The sequence below is a fragment of the Pseudoalteromonas sp. NFXS53 genome, assembly GCF_056629255.1.
On record NZ_JBWVBR010000010.1, the window covers coordinates 53,486 to 70,213 of the forward strand.

Annotated in this window: 18 protein-coding genes; 10 read left to right on the top strand and 8 right to left on the bottom strand. The window is 42.3% G+C overall.

Annotated elements, in window-relative coordinates:
- Positions 1–105: 105 nt before the first annotated feature.
- From AC1HJP_RS12155 to AC1HJP_RS12170, 4 genes are all read left to right on the top strand, one after another.
- The gene (locus AC1HJP_RS12155) at positions 106–288 is read left to right on the top strand and encodes a hypothetical protein (protein WP_480362054.1); all 183 of its coding nucleotides are present in this window, start codon (positions 106–108) and stop codon (positions 286–288) included.
- A 154-nt stretch (positions 289–442) separates the two neighbouring features.
- Complete coding sequence (locus AC1HJP_RS12160; protein ID WP_480362055.1) at positions 443–691, top strand: hypothetical protein; 249 nt, start codon at positions 443–445, stop codon at positions 689–691.
- 256 nt (positions 692–947) lie between these two features.
- On the top strand, positions 948–1,676 hold the full coding sequence (locus tag AC1HJP_RS12165) for a cytochrome b/b6 domain-containing protein (RefSeq protein ID WP_480362056.1): 729 nt from the start codon (positions 948–950) through the stop codon (positions 1,674–1,676).
- Between the two features lie 8 nt (positions 1,677–1,684).
- Positions 1,685–2,200, top strand: a complete 516-nt coding sequence (locus AC1HJP_RS12170; protein WP_480362057.1) for a helix-turn-helix transcriptional regulator — start codon at positions 1,685–1,687, stop codon at positions 2,198–2,200.
- Here AC1HJP_RS12170 and AC1HJP_RS12175 read toward each other — a convergent pair.
- Positions 2,197–3,381: a vWA domain-containing protein gene (locus tag AC1HJP_RS12175; protein WP_480362058.1), complete on the bottom strand. Its 1,185-nt coding sequence runs from the start codon at positions 3,379–3,381 to the stop codon at positions 2,197–2,199. The two genes, AC1HJP_RS12170 and AC1HJP_RS12175, sit on opposite strands and share 4 nt — an antisense overlap.
- Positions 3,382–3,384: 3 nt before the next feature.
- Positions 3,385–4,224, bottom strand: coding sequence for an AAA family ATPase (locus AC1HJP_RS12180; protein ID WP_480362059.1), 840 nt, complete (start codon positions 4,222–4,224; stop codon positions 3,385–3,387).
- Positions 4,225–4,384: 160 nt separating this feature from the next.
- On the opposite strand from AC1HJP_RS12180, the gene nth reads away from it, so the two are divergent.
- Both nth and AC1HJP_RS12190 read left to right on the top strand, forming a co-directional pair.
- Positions 4,385–5,056, top strand: coding sequence for an endonuclease III (nth, locus tag AC1HJP_RS12185; protein WP_421963687.1), 672 nt, complete (start codon positions 4,385–4,387; stop codon positions 5,054–5,056).
- An 89-nt stretch (positions 5,057–5,145) separates the two neighbouring features.
- Positions 5,146–6,339 carry a CobW family GTP-binding protein gene (locus AC1HJP_RS12190; RefSeq protein ID WP_480362060.1) on the top strand — a complete coding sequence of 398 codons (1,194 nt, stop codon included), beginning with the start codon at positions 5,146–5,148 and terminating at the stop codon, positions 6,337–6,339.
- A gap of 80 nt (positions 6,340–6,419) precedes the next feature.
- Here the strand turns inward: AC1HJP_RS12190 and paeA are convergent, their stop codons facing one another.
- A complete protein-coding gene (gene paeA / locus AC1HJP_RS12195; RefSeq protein ID WP_480362061.1) occupies positions 6,420–7,736 on the bottom strand; it encodes a polyamine export protein PaeA in 1,317 nt (438 codons plus the stop codon).
- Between the two features lie 279 nt (positions 7,737–8,015).
- Between paeA and AC1HJP_RS12200 the strand changes: the two genes are divergently transcribed.
- Both AC1HJP_RS12200 and AC1HJP_RS12205 read left to right on the top strand, forming a co-directional pair.
- The gene (locus AC1HJP_RS12200) at positions 8,016–8,498 is read left to right on the top strand and encodes an MgtC/SapB family protein (protein WP_480362131.1); all 483 of its coding nucleotides are present in this window, start codon (positions 8,016–8,018) and stop codon (positions 8,496–8,498) included.
- Positions 8,499–8,663: 165 nt separating this feature from the next.
- On the top strand, positions 8,664–9,983 hold the full coding sequence (locus AC1HJP_RS12205; RefSeq protein WP_480362062.1) for an MDR family MFS transporter: 1,320 nt from the start codon (positions 8,664–8,666) through the stop codon (positions 9,981–9,983).
- A gap of 52 nt (positions 9,984–10,035) precedes the next feature.
- Here the strand turns inward: AC1HJP_RS12205 and AC1HJP_RS12210 are convergent, their stop codons facing one another.
- A complete protein-coding gene (locus AC1HJP_RS12210) occupies positions 10,036–10,893 on the bottom strand; it encodes a bile acid:sodium symporter family protein (RefSeq protein ID WP_480362063.1) in 858 nt (285 codons plus the stop codon).
- A 92-nt stretch (positions 10,894–10,985) separates the two neighbouring features.
- Here AC1HJP_RS12210 and AC1HJP_RS12215 point away from each other — a divergent pair, with 92 nt between their 5' ends.
- Positions 10,986–11,234, top strand: a complete 249-nt coding sequence (locus tag AC1HJP_RS12215; RefSeq protein ID WP_058028947.1) for a DUF3297 family protein — start codon at positions 10,986–10,988, stop codon at positions 11,232–11,234.
- Between the two features lie 107 nt (positions 11,235–11,341).
- Here the strand turns inward: AC1HJP_RS12215 and AC1HJP_RS12220 are convergent, their stop codons facing one another.
- From AC1HJP_RS12220 to AC1HJP_RS12235, 4 genes are all read right to left on the bottom strand, one after another.
- Positions 11,342–12,661, bottom strand: coding sequence for a serine hydrolase domain-containing protein (locus AC1HJP_RS12220; protein ID WP_480362064.1), 1,320 nt, complete (start codon positions 12,659–12,661; stop codon positions 11,342–11,344).
- 130 nt (positions 12,662–12,791) lie between these two features.
- A complete protein-coding gene (locus AC1HJP_RS12225; RefSeq protein ID WP_421963692.1) occupies positions 12,792–12,983 on the bottom strand; it encodes a hypothetical protein in 192 nt (63 codons plus the stop codon).
- A 56-nt stretch (positions 12,984–13,039) separates the two neighbouring features.
- Positions 13,040–14,254, bottom strand: coding sequence for an acyltransferase family protein (locus AC1HJP_RS12230; protein ID WP_480362065.1), 1,215 nt, complete (start codon positions 14,252–14,254; stop codon positions 13,040–13,042).
- A 57-nt stretch (positions 14,255–14,311) separates the two neighbouring features.
- The gene (locus tag AC1HJP_RS12235; RefSeq protein ID WP_480362066.1) at positions 14,312–14,896 is read right to left on the bottom strand and encodes a CIA30 family protein; all 585 of its coding nucleotides are present in this window, start codon (positions 14,894–14,896) and stop codon (positions 14,312–14,314) included.
- Between the two features lie 189 nt (positions 14,897–15,085).
- On the opposite strand from AC1HJP_RS12235, the gene AC1HJP_RS12240 reads away from it, so the two are divergent.
- Positions 15,086–16,696 (top strand): RNA polymerase sigma factor, encoded by a 1,611-nt coding sequence (locus AC1HJP_RS12240; protein ID WP_480362067.1) that lies wholly within the window; start codon positions 15,086–15,088, stop codon positions 16,694–16,696.
- Positions 16,697–16,728 lie beyond the last annotated feature (32 nt).

A 16,728-nucleotide genomic window follows, 5' to 3' on the forward strand; every position in this document is an offset into this window, starting at 1 on the left:
CTTTGTAAATTAAGTAAGTAGATGTTGCATTTGATTGACTCACTCAACTTATTCCAATAATTTGTTAGTTACCCAACACGGGTAATTACTTTTTAAGGAAAAAACATGAAATTAAAATTACAAAAGAAACCACTTAAATCATTATCAAAAGATTCAGCTTTACACCTGCAAGCAACTCCTCAAGTTGCCGGTGGTGTGAAGATCACTGAGTGGTGTAGTCGTGATAAAAAATGTGTGGTAACAGAAACCTGCTATGTGACTGACCAAAAAGACTGTACAGTGATGTAAAGAGTGTCTCATTAAGATAGTTATTAGAAAATGGATTTCATTCAAACCGAGCCTGTAGCAAACAGGCTCATATCGATACTCAAAACCCCTACTAATTTATACTTCTGAAAACACCTGTTATCCTATGCATATTCAGTATTTTGAGTATTAAAACATGATTAAAGATAACGATATCATCGAAACATTATCAGAACTTGAAGCTTTCTTATTATTGGTTGAAAACGGTGGTTTAGGACTAACCAATGTTGAAGGTGTAGCTTTAGCAACCAATAACAGCAATGGTCGTCCTTTTATTGCTGTGCTAGATGATAAACATCAATTACTACTTGGTCGTTGGGTATCGCAAGACGTATACGAAAATGGCAAAGACATGGTGCGTTATGGGGTTAAAAAGCGTCACTAATTACACCCTGCCACCAGCTAATGAGAAGTGATTTTGTTTGCCCATAATGAGTCTTACACAGTGGCTTCTCACATTAACGCGACTTATTATTGCCGCAACCCGCAACCCGCAACCCGCAACCCGCTAACTATATAAAAATGCTCGTTAATTTTTATAGGTCATTTGCCCAATAGGCCAGTCTAAGACATTTGCTCCATGTAATTTTAGATTTTGATGCTTATCTTCAATATCGATTTTTACTGTTGGAGCGAGCACGATGATCCGCGTGTATGATTTACCCACAAGAGTCTTTCATTGGCTTTTTGCCTTTGGCTTTTTAACCGCTTTTACCCTTGCTAATACCATAGACGATGAGCAAGCCACTTTTTCGTATCACATGATCGCAGGCGCAACCATGTGCATGGCGCTTATCTGGCGTGTTATTTGGGGTTTTGTAGGCACTAAACACGCCAAGTTTACTGATTTTAATTTAAACCCATCCGCGTTAATTCATTACTTGAAAGGAGCGCTGAGTGGCAGTAATTCGCACTCTGTGGGGCATAATCCTGCTTCGAGCTGGGCGGCAATCACTATGATGATATTAGCGGCCTGTTTAGGTGTAACAGGCTTTTTGATGACCAATGGACCATTTAATGAGGTGATTGAAGAGGTGCACGAGTTATGCGCCAATGTGTTTATGCTGGTGGTGGTATTGCATTTATGTGGCATTGCGCTGCACACCATTAAATATCGAGATCCCATTGGTAAAAGTATGGTAAGCGGTGAAAAATCGGTATCAGATGACACTAAACCTGTGGCCACATTTACCATTTTGGGCGTGCTGTGCTTAGTGGCTACTTTGCTATTTACCACGACTTTGATAGCACAATTTGATCCACACACGCGTATAACTTCAATTTTTGGGGTAACTTGGCAGTTATCAGAGTTTGAAACTGACGAGCACAAAGCGCATGATGAGCACTACGAAAATGATGAGCATGAATAGAGAAGCTTATGACTCGTAAAGACCGTCTGATTTTACTGTCTACCTTGTTAATAATTACGGTATTAATCGCAGTAGATCTCTCGACCGATTTAAAAGAAGGTGTGGCACTGTGGCATCTTGTTATTGAGGGAGCTGCGGGGGTTATGGCGCTCATTGGTATTGCGTATATTTTTAAAGACATTGTTCAGCTGAAACAAGACTTACAGTCAGAGCGGGCGCTGGCGAAAGATTACCGAGCCGAGGCCGAATTGTGGCGCGAGAAGTCTAAAACCTATTTAGATGGTTTATCGATTTTAATCGATGAGCAATTAACTCTTTGGCAATTGACTCCCGCAGAGCGAGAAGTGGCGTTTTTATTGTTAAAAGGCATTAGTTTAAAAGAGCTTGCTGAGCTTAGAGGCACAAGCGAAAAAACCGCCCGTGCCCAGTCTATGTCTATCTATGCAAAAGCAGGCCTCAGTGGTCGTTCAGAACTCTCGGCGTTCTTTTTAGAAGACTTGTTGCCAGCAAGGGAACCAGACTAACCCAGCGCCTTAATTGCCTGTCCAATACCATCTAACGTCAGCGGATACATGCGTTTATCCATTAGCTCATAAATGATGTCGATAGAATGATAGTAACGCCAATAATCCACGGGTTGTGGGTTTAGCCAAACGACATTGTCAAAATGATTGGTGATGCGTTTTAGCCACGCACTGCCAGGCTCTTCATTCCAATGCTCAACGCTGCCGCCGGGGTAGTTAATTTCATAAGGACCCATGGTGGCATCACCGACAAAAATCACTTTGTAATCTGAGCCAAAGCGGTTGATCACTGTCATGGTGTCGAGCACATTTTGAAAGCGGCGTTCATTGTCTTGCCAAACGTGTTCATAAAGGCAGTTATGAAAGTAGAAAAACTCTAAGTGCTTAAATTCACTATGCGCAGCACTGAATAACTCTTCACAGGTGTGAATGTAATCGTCCATCGAACCGCCGATATCAAAAAACATCAGTACTTTGACGGCATTGTGACGCTGCGGCTGCATTCTTACGTCGAGCATACCGCCTTGCTTGGCAGTGGCTTCGATGGTGTGGTTTAAATCGAGTTCGTCACTTTCGCCACTGCGGGCGAATTTGCGCAGTTTTTTGAGCGCCAGCTTCATAGTGCGAGAGCTGATATCGGCATCTTGGTCGAGGTTTTTAAACTGACGTTTGTCCCAAACTTTCACAGCACGACGATGGCGGTTGCCATCTTGACCTATGCGAATACCTTCTGGATTATAGCCATAGGCACCAAACGGCGAAGTGCCGCCCGTGCCAACCCATTTGTTGCCGCCAGCATGTCGCTTTTGTTGCTCTTTCAAACGCTCGGCAAGGGTTTCCATGAGTTTGTCTAGGCCACCAAGTGATTTAAGCTGCGCTTTTTCTTCTTCACTGAGCTGTTTTTCAAACTCTTTTCTTAGCCAATCACTGGGCAAGTTATGCTGCTGTAATTGACTAAAAATATCGATGCTTTCAACGCCTTCAAAATACTCGGCAAAAGCGCGGTCGAATTTATCGAATTGGGTTTCATCTTTGACTAAGCACAATTTGGCAAGCTCATAAAAGCCGTCGATGTCGGCAAATACCACCTGTTGCTTTAAGGCGTTAATTAAATCGAGTAGTTCGCGCAAGCTGGCCTTTGCGCGATACTTTTTTAAGGTGAAGAAAAAGTCGATCAGCATGGGTTAACCGCGCTTGGCCATAAACGCCAACTTTTCTAATAGGCTGACATCTTGCTCGTTTTTAAGCAGTGCGCCAAATAAAGGCATTAATCCGCCTTTGTGGGTTTTATCGTGCAGTGTTTTGGCATCGATGTCTTCGGCTAGTAATAATTTCAGCCAATCGATTAATTCACTGGTCGATGGTTTTTTACGTAAGCCATTTACTTCGCGCAAGTTGAAGAACACGCTGAGTGCGGTTTGCACTAACTCTTGTTTGATATTTGGGTGGTGCACATCAATGATGCTGGCCATTTCTTCAGGTGTTGGGAAGTTGATATAGTGGAAGAAACATCTGCGAAGAAATGCATCCGGCAACTCTTTTTCATTGTTAGAAGTGATAATCACAATCGGACGTTGTTTAGCTTTAACAACTTCTTGTGTTTCATATACATAGAATTCCATTTTATCGAGCTCTAAAAGCAAGTCATTGGGGAATTCAATGTCTGCTTTGTCAATTTCATCAATGAGTAGAATTGGGCGCTTTTCGGCGGTAAACGCCTGCCAAAGTTTGCCTTTCACAATGTAGTTGCTGATGTCGTGAACGCGATCGTCGCCAAGTTGGCTATCACGTAAACGTGATACAGCGTCATACTCATAAAGGCCTTGCTGTGCTTTAGTGGTTGACTTGATGTGCCACTGAATAAGCTCAGTATCAAGTGCTTTTGCTAATTCTTCGGCAAGCATGGTTTTACCTGTACCTGGCTCACCTTTGATTAATAATGGTTTTTCTAGCGTGATTGCTGCATTTACTGCAAGCTTAAGAGAGTCAGATGCGATGTAGTTTTCAGTACCGGTAAATTGCACGACGTTGCCTATTTTTTCTAAGAGATCTGACCTGTAAGTCTGCCATAAGTATTTTATAGATAAAAGAGAAGCAATTGGAAGCAACCTAAGCAGCGCTCTTGCTTGATGAACCTGCCAGAGCTTTTATAATGCCCTCACGTCGTGCCAACAAAAAGAGCAAATGGTGGAAGTAAAAAACTTATTAAAACAAGAACGTGTTGATTATATTTTGTCTGAGCTGCAAAAGCGCTATCCAAATCCGCCAATTCCTTTAGATCATAAAGACCCATACACCTTGCTGGTGGCGGTGTTGTTGTCGGCGCAATGTACCGATGAACGGGTAAACCAAGTAACGCCTGCATTGTGGGAGTTAGCAGATAACCCGTTCGATATGGCGCTACAAAGTGTCGAAGACATTCAAGCTATCATTCGCCCTTGTGGTCTGTCTCCACAAAAGTCGAAAGCGATTAAACGTCTGTCTGAGATTTTAGTTGAGCAACATGGCGGTGTGGTACCAGAAGACATGGCTATTTTAGAAACTCTGCCGGGCGTGGGTCATAAAACCGCTGGGGTCGTGATGGCGCAGGCTTTTGGTGTACCTTCGTTTCCGGTCGACACTCATATTCATCGTTTAGCGCAGCGATGGGGTTTAACGAATGGTCGCAGCGTTGAGCAAACCGAAAAAGACTTAAAGCGTTTATTTCCGAAAGAGACTTGGAACGACTTACATTTGCAGATCATCTACTATGCCCGAGAGCATTGTCAGGCGAGAAGTTGTCACGGTTTAGTGTGCCCAATTTGTACCACTTGTTATCCGAATCGTAAGCACCCGAAGAAAATAAAAAAGCCTTGATTTAATTAAGGCTTTCTTTGCAATCACTTTCTCACCTTAATTAACTTTTGGTATGTTATATTGTATCTTCAGTTTTAAGGTGAGTTGTCATGTCTATTCCAGTCACAATTTTGCATGGTTTTCTTGGCTCAGGAAAAACAACACTTTTACGCAGTCTGCTATCCCAGTCATATAAATCTCAGCAAGTGCCGGGTGTTATCGTCAATGATATGAGTGAGTTAGACGTTGACGGAGTACTTATCATGAACACTGAAATAGTCAGTAATGAGAGTGGCAACTTTGTAACTATTAGCGGTCATAGTGTTAGTAGTAGCAAAGGGCTTAAAGAGCTTAAAGTGGCTTTAAAAACACTCAAGAATGAGGCTAGGCCACCGTGGATAATTATTGAAACATCGGGGAGTAGCCATCCTTTACCCCTGATAGAGTTTTTCAAAGATAATAAAGACTTTGCGCTTAAAGGCGTGATTACTTTGGTTGATGCGACTTGGTTAAAGGAGGACTACAATTTTGGTAAAGAATTAATGCCGAGATGGCAAGATAATATGAATGCACAGAGGCGAGGGATCGAAAACATTCTGGCTGAGCAAATTCTATTTTCTAATAATGTATTTTTAACCAAAACAGATAAATTAACCGATAAAGCGGTTGCGGCCGTCGCTCAAGCAATTCACCCCATCAACCCTTATGCTGCCATTTCTAGTGCGCAATGGGGCAAAGTCGATTTAAATTATATCCAAGGTTTTGAAGATTATAATTTCCATTTAGTGTCTCAACTTACTAATGAATTACGTGCTACGGTGAATACGCCACTCACACTCTCAGGCAAAAAGAATCAAAAGCTGATTGCAAAAGTCTTACGTGATGATAGGCCTTTTCATCCTATGCGCTTGTGGGAAACTTGTCATAATCATATGACTCATGGGGTATTTAGAAGTAAGGGGTTCTTTTGGTTGCCGACTCGCGATGATGTGTCATTACTGTGGAGCCAAAGCAATGGCAGTGTAGGGCTAGAAGTCGTTGGCTTTTGGCGTGCGCCCATACTCAATGACGATACTCAAAACTTTACGCAAGAACACTATGATATTCTAAAAAATAAGGTAGATAAGATTGAGAGCCGGTTTGGAGATAGGCGCTGTCGTTTAACCGTGATTGGACAAAAAGAAGAAGCGGCGGATTTTATTAAGGCACTCAAAAATTGTTTTTTAACCGATGAAGAATTGAATTTTTGGCGAAACGGGGGCACCTTCGAAGATCCTTGGCCACAAAAAGTAGCACAGGTATAAAGGACTTTCAGTGTATTAAATTCACTTAAAGATTTAGCCCCTTATTATAACAAGGGGCTAGTCGCTGATTTGTTTACTGTTTAGCTGCTAATTTCATCAACCGTATTTTGATCAGTTTTATCTAAAATACGCGTAATGAGTAATTGTTCAACTCGAACCCCTTCAACATCTATAGCTTCAAACTTAAAACTTTCGTGAATAAAACTATCGGTGCGTTTTGGAATGCGTTTCATCACATAAATCAAAAAGCCTGCAATGGTTTCGTACTGATCCATATCTGGGAAGTGATTGATATTTAGTTGTTTTATCACATCAATTACGGGTGTATTACCTGCAACTAACCAAGAGTTAGTGTCTCTTTGAATAATTTGCTCTTCATAGTTATAGCTGACTAAGTCGCCCATAAAGCTACTGATCAAGTCTTTCATGGTGACAAGACCAACCACTAACGCATACTCATTGACCACCACCGCAAACGTTTGATTAGCACCTTTAAAGGCGTTCAAAGCCTCTGAAAGCGTGAGTGTATCAGGCAAATAAAGTATGTCTTTTTTTACGATTTCTTCGCTTAATTGCACACTCTCGCCATTGAGCAACTGACGTAAAATATCTTTCGATTCAACATAGCCTTTGAGCTTGTCTAAGCTACCATCACAAATTAAAAACTGGTTATGCGGATGAGCCTGAATTGCGGCACTGATCACTGTATTATCGTCGCTTAAATCAAAGCTAATAATAGCCTCGCGAGTAGTCATCACACTTGGCAGTGTGAGGCTGTCTAGTTCAAACACGCTGCCAATGAGATGGTATTCCTGTTGCTGCAAAGTACCATCTTGGGCACCTGCTTCCATGACCGCCACGATATCTTCGGTGGTGACAATTTCTTCTCGCTCAGTGGGGAGTTTGAAAATACGCAAGACTAGGTTACTTAAACCATTAAAAATGAGTACGAATGGCGTTAAGGCCAATGTCACCATATTCATTAAATTCACTACACGAATGGCAACCGCTTCGGGCATGATCATGGCAATACGCTTTGGTAATAAATCGGCAAATAAGATGAACAGTGACGTAATGATAAAAAACGACAGCAAAAAGCTGATCTGCCCAAGTAAAGGCCCAGAATAAAACACTGACACTAACTCTGATGTGTAGGGAGCCAGCGCTTGCTCACCAATAATACCGCCCAAAATAGCAATGGCATTAAGTGCGATTTGGATCATCGCAAAGAATCGCCCCGGTTGCTCTTGTAAAGCCAATACAGTCTCGGCATTTTTGCTGCCTTCGTCGACCATGACGCGTAATTTTATTTTACGCGCAGCAGCAATCGATATCTCAGACATAGCAAATAAAGCACCAAAGAAAATTAAGATGCTGATAGCGAGTAGGTCGCTCATTGAGTTCCTAAAAAGTAAGTACCCGAGTTTAATTTATCACAGCGGGTTTAAACAAAAAGTGAGCAATTATTAAGGATAAACAAGGCCTGTGCAATGATTATTTGAAATTATTTTAATGTGTTAAAAATCAGTAGTTTACTTTGTTTTTATGCTGTTTTTAAAGTTGTTTTTTTAAATTTTACTAGTAGGCATTATTTTTGTAGGTGATGAGTGAAAATTGGGCTAGCATAGCGGCGTTAATTTACACTTATTTCTGTTAGGATTTTTACAGCATTGAACATCACACTTGCCGAGTTATTCTCGATTGACCCTTTTACTTGGACTGAATTAGGCACCGCTATTTTATGTGGCTTTATTGTCGGTTTAGAACGACAGTTACGAGGCAAACCCGTTGGTATTCGTACCTCTTCTTTAATCGTGCTTGGCACCTACTTGTTTATCGCTGCGTCGAACTCACTGAATAATGATGTAACTGATACATCGCGGATCATAGGCCAAGTCGTGACGGGCGTGGGCTTTTTAGGTGCCGGTGTAATGCTTGCCAAAGATGGCATTGTGGTCGGTGTGACATCGGCTGCAACGATTTGGGTGCTTGCGGGGGTTGGTGTCGCTATCAGTGTGGCGGGAGAACTCGCTGCAATTAAGCTTTCGATATTGGTGGTTGGTATTTTATATGGTGTTGATGTGCTTGAAGATTACTCGGCATCGTTGACACGAGGCGTACACAGTAGATTTAATAACTGGAAGAACAAGCAGCGCTGATCACAATCAAACTCTCTTAATTTGTAACAATATAATTCAAAGCCAATTTTCATCGTGACAGCTGAATAAATAAGCGTCATGATGAAAATTCAGGGCACCCCAACACCCACTTCCATTTTTATTAATTTCAGCGTCAAGCTAACTATTATTTGCGAACAATTAATTATGAGCAGTGAACTCTCGTTCTCACGGGTGAAGGATTTCCCTTTGCTTATGTGGATATTACTTTTTGGCTCCTTTATTACTCGGGGGAGCTTCTTTATGGTGTGGCCGTTTTTGGCGGTTATTCTGTACGATAAATTTGCCTTAAGCGCGACTGAGGTTGGGCTGATCCTATCGACTGCTGCCGTGGTGGCGGTCTTTGTCAGTTTTATTGGTAGCACACTCTCTGACAAGCTAGGTCGACAAACTGTGATGTATGCCACGGGTGTGCTTTATATCGTGTCTTTTTCTCTATTGGCTGAGGCCGATACCGTCACTATGTTTGCCATCGTGATCACCTTGTGTTCAATTGCTACGGCGCTTTGGCGGCCACTGGCTTCGGCGCTCATTGGCGACATTATTGACGATAGCAAAACTCGCGAATTGGCGATGCAGAGTATGTATTTCATCGTAAATGTGGGCTGTGCGGTTGGCCCGATTGCCGGTGTTTGGTTGGGCTTAACAGGCCAACAGTCGAGTTTTTATATCACAACCGTGGCCTTTGCACTTTTATTAGGGCTGCTAGTGTGGGGCTTTTCTCATCATAAAAAGTCCCACCATAAAAGGTCTCATCATAAAAAGACGCAGCAATATACAGAGAGCCAAGGTACAAGTTCGGCAGAATTAGAGAATAATGAGCCAGTAAAAGAAAGTATTGGCATGAAGCAAACTTTGGCTATTTTAGCCAAAGATCGCCTACTTCAGTGTTTGATATTAGCCAATGTATTCTGCTTGTTTATTTACGGGCAAATGGACAGTTCATTGGTGCAATACCTAACGCGCGAGAATGTACCTAAGTTACTTGAGCTGGTGTCGTCACTGATATTTACCAATGCCATGGTGATCATCACCTGTCAGTTTTTGTTATTACGGATCATGGCTAAGGTTGAATTGGTGCATCGTATTCAAATTGGCTTGGTTTTGTTGATGTGCTCACAAGTATTTATGGCACTCAATGCGCCGAGTTTCTTCTGGGGCTGGATTGGTGCTGTGGTGGTACTGAGCTTAGCAGAGGCGATTTTATTCCCGACGATGAACGTACATATAGACCGCATTGCACCGGATAATTTAAGGGGAGCTTATTTTGGCGCGTCGGCGTTTTACGATTTTGGCTTTGCCTTTGCGCCCCTTGGCGGCGGTATTATCTTAGATTTGTTTGGCGGATTTTGGCTATTTGTAGCGTGTTCAGCTATGTGTGTTGTGGTGATGGGCTTGTACTATGTACTAGAAAAGTTACCTCGACCAGACTTTGCTGAGCCTGTAAAAAGCGAAGTGCGTTCTTAACGTTTATACGCACAATAAGCCACTGTACAATGTGCAGTGGCTTTTCAATAAATTAGTGAGTCCTTTTGGTGACAAAGTAAGTAAATAAACCTGCAGAGATAAACATAAATAAGCTATAAATACTCGGTGCAATCGACATTGTCGTACTCTCTAAAATGGTACTGGTGATGAGCAATGCTAGGGTGCCGTTTTGCAGCCCAACTTCAAGGGTAATGGTGCGAGACTGAGCATCGTTATGAAGCAATTTTTGACCAATCAAATAACCTAACGACATAGTGACGATATTGAGTAAAACAGCCGCCGGTCCTGCAAGAAGAATAAACTCAATGAGTTGATCGCCTAACTTAATGCAAATACTTAAAATCACCATTGTCAGTATGGCTACAGAAAACCAACTTACGTAATTTTGCGTACGATTGGCAAATACAGGCCATTTAGCGCGTACCCCCATACCTATTAAAACCGGGAATACGGTCACTGCAAGAAGTTTGAACCAAGTGCTTACAAGAGGTAATTGAAAATTTTGAGCTTGCTCACCATAAAATGCGATTGCCCAAGTGGCCAAGAACGGGATAGTAAATGGGGTGATAAAACCAATGACTGCCGTAAGTGAAACAGATAAACCAACATCGCCTTTAGCTAGGTAGCTGTATAGGTTTGATGTTGTGCCACCAGGACATAGAGATAAAATAAATAAGCCAATGGCTAACTCGCCCGATAAGCCAGTTAAAGCGATAATGGCAATCGCGACCAATGGTAGTAATAACATTTGGCAGCCTGCGCCAATTAAAAAACTCTTAGGCTGTTTGAAAACCCGAGTAAAGTCATCTCGGGTCAAACTCATGCCGACACCAATCATAATTAAGATCAGCGCGACAGGTAAACCTATGCTGGTAAGCATTGTGGGCATTTTATTTCCTTATTCAGTTTAGTTTTTATTGAGCCATTGCAGACTATTACCTACAATACGCCCAGTTTTTACACTGTATTTAAGAAAAGATTATGACTGATAAGACAGATTTACCAGCAATTCCAGATCACCTTTCAATTAATCCTCGTAGCAAGTTCTACAATGAAGAGATTTTACAGCACGATATCGGTGTGCGTTTTAAAGGTAAAGAGCGTAACGATGTTGAAGAGTATTGCATCAGCGAAGGCTGGATCAAAACAGCTGCACCTAAGGCGTTAGACCGTTTCGGTCAGCCAATGCTGATCAAATCAAAAGGTGAAGTAGAAGTATTCTTCCGCTAATCACTGTGAGGAGTAAGCGTCTGCTTACTCCTTTGATTTATGAAGTAACCGTTAAAAATGGCTTTGCCAAAATAAGCCAAATCCTCTCTCAACTTTAAACTTCAATTTTATTTAGTCTGCTGCATTAAAAAGTCAGCCACGGCTTGATAGGCAGGTAATGAAGTTGGGTCAATCACACCATTTGCAGCGACAGGGTGTGACGCTAATCGCACAATGACCATCTCGGCTGCTGGGTCTATATAAATTGTTTGCCCATGCACGCCTCGTGCAGCGAATGCGCCGTTCTCATTGTGAAAATGCCACCACATGCTGCGGTAACTGCCGTTTGGCATTGAGCTAAAGCCTGCTTTTGAAAAAGCTTTTTTATCACCGCCCGTTTGAATACTCGCTATCGCTTTTGCTGGAATAACTTGTACACCGTCAATCGCACCTTGATTTGCAACGGCAAGCCCAAGGCGAGCTAAATCTCTTAAGGTTGCACTCAATCCACCACCGGCGAAAGGCGTGCCTAAGCCATCAACAGTTATATCTGCATTGTGTTCTGCACCAATTTTGGACCACACCAGCTCGCTGGCTAACTCGTCGAATTTTTTGTTCGTCACTCTAGAGACTATCCAACCTAGCACGTCTGAGTTGACAGTTTTATAGCCAAAGGCTGCGCCATGCTGACCTTGCTTTTGAACGGTTTGTAAATACTCAAAATAACCGACAGGGCCTGTGTATTCTTTAGGTTTTGGCAGTGGGTTTGCTGCATAACTGTACTGCCAAATATCGGCCTTAGGATCAGCATAATGCTCGCTATATTTGAGTGCGGTGGTCATATCCATGACTTGTCTTACTGTGGCATCACCAAAAGCGGAGTTTGTCAGCTCTGGGATAATGTTTTTGACGAGTGCTTTATCGTTTAATTTACCTTGAGCGATAAGAATTTCAGCGACTAGGCCGGTTAAAGATTTGGTCATCGACATAGCAGCGTGATTGATATGCTCATCTAAACAGCCCCTATAGCGTTCATATACAACTTTACCTTTATGCAAAATCAGCATGCCATCAGTGTAATTCGCTGCCAAACTTTGTTGCCAAGTCATTCGCTTATTACTGTTGCTAGGCTTAAATGTCAGTTCATCAATGCCCGGTAATAAGGTGTATTTTAGCGGCGTGTAGGCGTAAGGGTTACGCGCTATGCTGGCGGTTGGAAGTAGCTCACGCATGTGACAAACCGACCAGCGAAGTTTAGGAAAGCTAAAAAAGTTAGAATCAGGCAAAGTGACACGTTTATCTACAGGAGGTGGAAAGCCAACCATCAGTTGTAATGTGTTGGGATCAGATTGAACGTCTGTTAATAGTTTTTTAGGTGGCTTAGATGCGTGCGTAGTGGTTGAGATCGATAATAAAAACAATGATGCGGCGGTGAGACTTAATTTCATGACAATATCCTTTCAGAATTCCTTTGAACATTACTTAGCTTAGTCAACCTGAATAATGATTTAAGTCAATAGGTTGAATAAAAAAGTAGCCAGCAAAGCATATCCTATGTCTATGCTGACTTATGGGAAATTAGTAATATAGGTGTGAGTCGCAGTGACATTGTGGGTCTGCATTCAACTCTGAAATACTCAGTGTTTGATGTGTTGAAGTTTGCTCATCCCATACCGTTGCCTGTTGCTTCTGAGCATCAATGGCAACCACTTCTACAGGATGATTATTATATTCCACCCATTCACCGCGTTTTAATTCATTTGCTTGCATAACCACCTCTCATCTTTTTGGTATAAATTAGGTTACGATTTAAACAATGTGATGGATTACTTGTTGGGTGAAATTTGTTCGATTTCTATATTGGATAGCCGTTTTTTGTTTAGGGCCGCGCTTTTTAGCTGATGATAAAACTCTCTGAATAGTTTTATCAAAGCAAAGCCAATAATAATGCTACACAGGCTAATGACTGTTATTTTTAGCAATATTGGCCAGTTAAGCTCTGCCACAGCCACTTGTAGCCAAACAACCAAAGGTAAATGCACTAAGTAAAGCCCATAAGAGGTGTCTGCGAGTTGTTGTGTGAATGCATTTGGTTTGTTTGCAAACTTCTTGAATAAACCAATAAACAGCATGCATGAGGTCCACATCATCACTGCATAACTTATTACAAAGGCGACTTTAATTTGCAGATAGTGATCGTGCATATATTGCATTTGATAACGAGAGAGCATGACTGCGGCGATACAGCTGCATAACCAAACACCTACTTTAAAAGCGCTCAGCTTCGCAAAATCAGCAAATGTATTCTGGTGATTGAACAATACCCAGCCAAACAAAAAGAAACCACCATATAAACATAGCACGGGCCATCGTGGGATTAGGCTTTTATCTGGGGTATCGACCCCCCAGTGTTGCATATACCAAAGGCAAAAAGCAGTCAGAGGAATGACAAGCAAGTATAAGACTTTGCTGGTAAGTGTATGTGAAACAATAACGCGCATTGAGTCATTAAACTTAGGTGCTAATTGAGAAAGCTTAGTATGGAGCAAGTAGATTAATAACGTTAGTAAAGTGGCCAGTGTGAGGTAATACAAAAACCATAAATGGGTGCCGACAAATAAACTCATCGATAAGCCTTTAAAGTCGCTAAAACTTGTCACTAAAGCTGCGATTATATTCGCGTCACCTTGCATACTATCAGCACCCATTATCCAGCCGGACACCAGCAGTGGCCTAAGCAATATCCAGCCTAGTAAAAACGGCAGCACAATTCGTGTAAATCGTGATGTTAAAAATCGTTTTATGCCGACCTTTTGCCTTGTCATACAAGAGAAAAAACCGGCAATGAGAAAGAAAACCTCTAGGCGAAATGCGTGGCTAATGAACACAAACACCGACACCCAGTCACTGGTTGAGATATCCATCACCGCCCAGCCGATGAAGATAGGTAAAAACGATAGAGTGGCATGATAGACAATGCCCAGTAATAAAGCATACGCACGCACTGCGTCTAAATAGTGCAACCGGGTTATGATCGTCATTTTATATCTCTCAAATTGAGGGGAGAGGCCTGTATTCAGGCCTTGCTAAGTGCTGAACTAATAAAAGCCAATTTCATCAATTTGATAATCGAATTTGGCTTGTTGCAGGCTAAACGCCACAATACTTAAGCTATTGAGGGTTTTAGGGTCTAGTGGTGTTTGTGCCGACCATGCGCGTTTCATGTCTTTGAAAGGCAATTTGACGGTATGAAATTGTCCATCCGCTTTGATCATCACTGGAAGTGCATGATAATCAAAGTTATCAATCGCACTGCTATTGGCTGACACCGACAACATACCTTGGTTGATTTTAACTTTTAGCACAATGCCCTGATATTGGCTGGCATCGAGCTGTTTGCCAAATTCGTTCAGTGGCAATACCGAACTTGCCCAACCCGGCTGACCTCGAGGTGGTACAATATCGCCCTTGGCTGAAAGTAGGCCATTACTAACGCTTATCTCGGTTTTGGTTTTACCGCCGGCACTGGTGTCGTCAATAAATAGTCTTTCAAAGCCCATATTGTTTTGTGAGGCCGAATTAAAATCATCGACCAGTGTTTGAGACTCTCCAGCCCAAGTTAAATGCGAGAAGCTAATTAGCAGGGTAAGTTTTACGACTTCTATAAAGTGTTTTAATGTCATGTTAGTGTTCTCTATGTTGATTATTGACTGCAAAAAGCCTGTGGCGTTTTTGCTTGGTTTAATCAATAAGTGCCGGGTGGTTTGAAAAGGTGACAAAATAAATCACAAAAATATTTTTTAATTTTTGTTGTCACCTTTTGTGCAGAGCAGGCACTTATAAAGCAAATAAGATAAAACAGGCTTTGAGGCATGTTTAATACAGCAAAAAAACATAAGACATTTGATGATGCGGCTTTGGTAATGCGTGCGCTTGGCGGCAATAAAAACGCTTTTTGTGAAATAGTAGCGCGCTACCAAACACTACTTTGTTCATTGGCCTATTCAGCTGTGGGAGATATCAAATACAGTGAAGATTTAGCGCAAGATGCATTTGTTGAGGCTTGGAGAAAGCTCGATACTTTGCACGACCCAAATAAACTCAAGGCTTGGCTGTGTGGCATTCTTAAATTTAAGATAAGTCATCATTATCGCAAGCACGCCTCAAGTGCAGAAAAACACTCTGAGCAGCTAGAAAACGCAGAGCATATTGGCGCTGAAAACGCTGAACTTGAAGCCAATGCAATTTCAGCACAGCAACAAGCCTTAATGTGGCAAGTGCTTGAACAGCTCGATGATACCTACCGTGCACCGCTGATTTTATTTTACCGAGAGCAGCAATCTGTTGAGCGTGTCGCCAGCGAACTGGATTTATCCCTCGACACCGTAAAGCAGCGCTTGTCGCGAGGTCGGAAGATGATGAAAGAGGCGGTAACTGCTCTCGTTGAAGTATCGTTTAAACATTCAAAACCGGGTCTGGCCTTTACCTCTGCGGTGATGTCTGCGATCAGCGGCATAGCGCCACCGGCCAAAGCGGCAGCAGGTTTAGGTGCTTTTAAAGCAGGCACAGGGTTTAACTTTGTCAGCATCATGGCCGTGCTAGGCTCAGCATCTGGGTTTGTGAGTGCGTATTTTGGTTTGAGAGCCAGCCTTGATCAGTCTCGCACTGAGCGAGAAAAAAGTTTAGTGAAAAAAAGCGTGTTCTTATTTATGTTCGTTGCTGCGCTGTTTGTTGGGGTTTTGTTATTACTCAAACCACTTGCTTTTGCACAGCAAAATTACATGGATGAAATTACCTTAGTCGCGCATCTTAGCGTATTTATGTTTGTTGCGGCTTATTTTTGGTTAGTGAAACACGCATTTAATGCTATGGAGCAATTAAGGGCACAAGAGCGGCTTTTTAATCCTGATGCCTTTAGCGCAGAGCAAGATAAACCCAATGCCAAGCAAAGAGAGTATATTAGTCCCATTCGTTTATTCGGCGTACCCCTGATCCATATGCAATTTGCTATGCCTGAGCAAACCGACAACCCCGCCGTTGGTTGGATTGCGGGTGGTAGTAAAGCGTATGGGGTGCTGTTTGCATGGGGTGGGATTGCCGTCGCGCCTATTTGTGTGGGTATTATTTCTTTCGGTATTTTAAGTGTAGGAGCTGTAGGCATTGGATTATTAGCCGCAGGCACGGTGGCCATAGGTGGGTTGGCATTTGGCGCTTCAGCCATTGGCTATCAGGCATTTTCGTCTTTGTCTTCATTGGCATGGGAGGGGGCGGTGAGTGGTGGCTTTGCAGTTGCCGTAAACGGTGCCATTGGCGCAATTGCGTATGCTGAGCAAGCAAATAACGAACTCGCCGCGCAAATGACGAACTTATCTTTTATCAACCAGCATTATGCTTGGCTACTTGGACTCATTGCGGTATTTGTGATTGTGCCAGCAGCGTGGCATTCGAATAAAGTCAGAGCCAGAATGAAAAAAACGCGCTGAAGTGATCAGTGCGTTTTTTTAAGTTAAAACTC